This is a genomic window from Staphylococcus caprae (assembly GCF_002902725.1).
Classification (GTDB): Bacteria; Bacillota; Bacilli; order Staphylococcales; family Staphylococcaceae; genus Staphylococcus; species Staphylococcus caprae.
Map to the genome: position 1 here is coordinate 1 of NZ_PPRT01000020.1, position 2,929 is coordinate 2,929.

At 50.3% G+C, this 2,929-nt stretch carries 1 rRNA gene; it reads right to left on the reverse strand.

Annotated features, from left to right (window positions below):
- A 23S ribosomal RNA gene (locus tag CD155_RS03890) occupies window positions 1–2,876 on the reverse strand; the annotation flags it as partial.
- Window positions 2,877–2,929 lie beyond the last annotated feature (53 nt).

The following is a 2,929-nucleotide window of genomic DNA, read 5'->3' on the forward strand; positions in this document are numbered from 1 at the left end:
CCACGCTTCCACCTCGAACCTATTAACCTCGTCATCTTCGAGGGATCTTATAACCGAAGTTGGGAAATCTCATCTTGAGGGGGGCTTCATGCTTAGATGCTTTCAGCACTTATCCCGTCCATACATAGCTACCCAGCTATGCCGTTGGCACGACAACTGGTACACCAGAGGTATGTCCATCCCGGTCCTCTCGTACTAAGGACAGCTCCTCTCAAATTTCCTACGCCCACGACGGATAGGGACCGAACTGTCTCACGACGTTCTGAACCCAGCTCGCGTACCGCTTTAATGGGCGAACAGCCCAACCCTTGGGACCGACTACAGCCCCAGGATGCGATGAGCCGACATCGAGGTGCCAAACCTCCCCGTCGATGTGAACTCTTGGGGGAGATAAGCCTGTTATCCCCGGGGTAGCTTTTATCCGTTGAGCGATGGCCCTTCCATGCGGAACCACCGGATCACTAAGTCCGTCTTTCGACCCTGCTCGACTTGTAGGTCTCGCAGTCAAGCTCCCTTATGCCTTTACACTCTGTGAATGATTTCCAACCATTCTGAGGGAACCTTTGAGCGCCTCCGTTACCTTTTAGGAGGCGACCGCCCCAGTCAAACTGCCCGCCTGACACTGTCTCCCACCACGATAAGTGGTGCGGGTTAGAAAGCCAACACAGCTAGGGTAGTATCCCACCAACGCCTCCACGTAAGCTAGCGCTCACGTTTCAATGGCTCCTACCTATCCTGTACAAGCTGTGCCGAATTTCAATATCAGGCTACAGTAAAGCTCCACGGGGTCTTTCCGTCCTGTCGCGGGTAACCTGCATCTTCACAGGTACTATGATTTCACCGAGTCTCTCGTTGAGACAGTGCCCAAATCGTTACGCCTTTCGTGCGGGTCGGAACTTACCCGACAAGGAATTTCGCTACCTTAGGACCGTTATAGTTACGGCCGCCGTTTACTGGGGCTTCGATTCGTAGCTTCGCAGAAGCTAACCACTCCTCTTAACCTTCCAGCACCGGGCAGGCGTCAGCCCCTATACATCACCTTACGGTTTAGCAGAGACCTGTGTTTTTGATAAACAGTCGCTTGGGCCTATTCACTGCGGCTCTTCTGGGCGTGAACCCTAAAGAGCACCCCTTCTCCCGAAGTTACGGGGTCATTTTGCCGAGTTCCTTAACGAGAGTTCGCTCGCTCACCTTAGAATTCTCATCTTGACTACCTGTGTCGGTTTGCGGTACGGGCACCTGTTATCTATCTAGAGGCTTTTCTCGGCAGTGTGAAATCAACGACTCGAGGAAACAATTTCCTCTCCCCATCACAGCTCAGCCTTACGAGTGCCGGATTTGCCTAACACTCAGCCTTACTGCTTGGACGTGCACTCCAACAGCACGCTTCGCCTATCCTACTGCGTCCCCCCATCGATTAAAACGATACTAGGTGGTACAGGAATATCAACCTGTTATCCATCGCCTACGCCTGTCGGCCTCAGCTTAGGACCCGACTAACCCAGAGCGGACGAGCCTTCCTCTGGAAACCTTAGTCAATCGGTGGACGGGATTCTCACCCGTCTTTCGCTACTCACACCGGCATTCTCACTTCTAAGCGCTCCACATGTCCTTGCGATCATGCTTCAACGCCCTTAGAACGCTCTCCTACCATTGTCCTACGGACAATCCACAGCTTCGGTAATATGTTTAGCCCCGGTACATTTTCGGCGCAGTGTCACTCGACTAGTGAGCTATTACGCACTCTTTAAATGATGGCTGCTTCTAAGCCAACATCCTAGTTGTCTGGGCAACGCCACATCCTTTTCCACTTAACATATATTTTGGGACCTTAGCTGGTGGTCTGGGCTGTTTCCCTTTCGAACACGGACCTTATCACCCATGTTCTGACTCCCAAGTTAAATTGATTGGCATTCGGAGTTTGTCTGAATTCGGTAACCCGAGAGGGGCCCCTCGTCCAAACAGTGCTCTACCTCCAATAATCATCACTTGAGGCTAGCCCTAAAGCTATTTCGGAGAGAACCAGCTATCTCCAAGTTCGATTGGAATTTCTCCGCTACCCTCAGTTCATCCGCTCACTTTTCAACGTAAGTCGGTTCGGTCCTCCATTCAGTGTTACCTGAACTTCAACCTGACCAAGGGTAGATCACCTGGTTTCGGGTCTACGACCAAATACTCAACGCCCTATTCAGACTCGCTTTCGCTACGGCTCCACATTCGCTGCTTAACCTTGCATCAGATCGTAACTCGCCGGTTCATTCTACAAAAGGCACGCCATCACCCATTAACGGGCTCTGACTACTTGTAAGCACACGGTTTCAAGTTCTCTTTCACTCCCCTTCCGGGGTACTTTTCACCTTTCCCTCACGGTACTGGTTCACTATCGGTCACTAGAGAGTATTTAGCCTTAGGAGATGGTCCTCCTAGATTCCGACGGAATTTCACGTGCTCCGTCGTACTCAGGATCCACTCAAGAGAGAATATGTTTTCGACTACAGGATTTTTACCTTCTTTGATTCATCTTTCCAGATGATTCGTCTAACATGTTCTTTTGTAACTCCGTATAGAGTGTCCTACAACCCCAACAAGCAAGCTTGTTGGTTTGGGCTCTTCCCGTTTCGCTCGCCGCTACTCAGGGAATCGATTTTTCTTTCTCTTCCTCCGGGTACTAAGATGTTTCAGTTCTCCGGGTCTGCCTTCTGACATGCTATGAATTCACATGTCGATAACATGACATCACTCATGTTGGGTTCCCCCATTCGGAAATCTCTGGATCAACGCTTACTTACAGCTACCCAAAGCATATCGTCGTTAGTAACGTCCTTCTTCGGCTTCTAGTGCCAAGGCATCCACCGTGCGCCCTTAATAACTTAATCTTTAAGATATGTTATTAATCTGTGAGTGTTCTTTCGAACACTAGCGATTATTT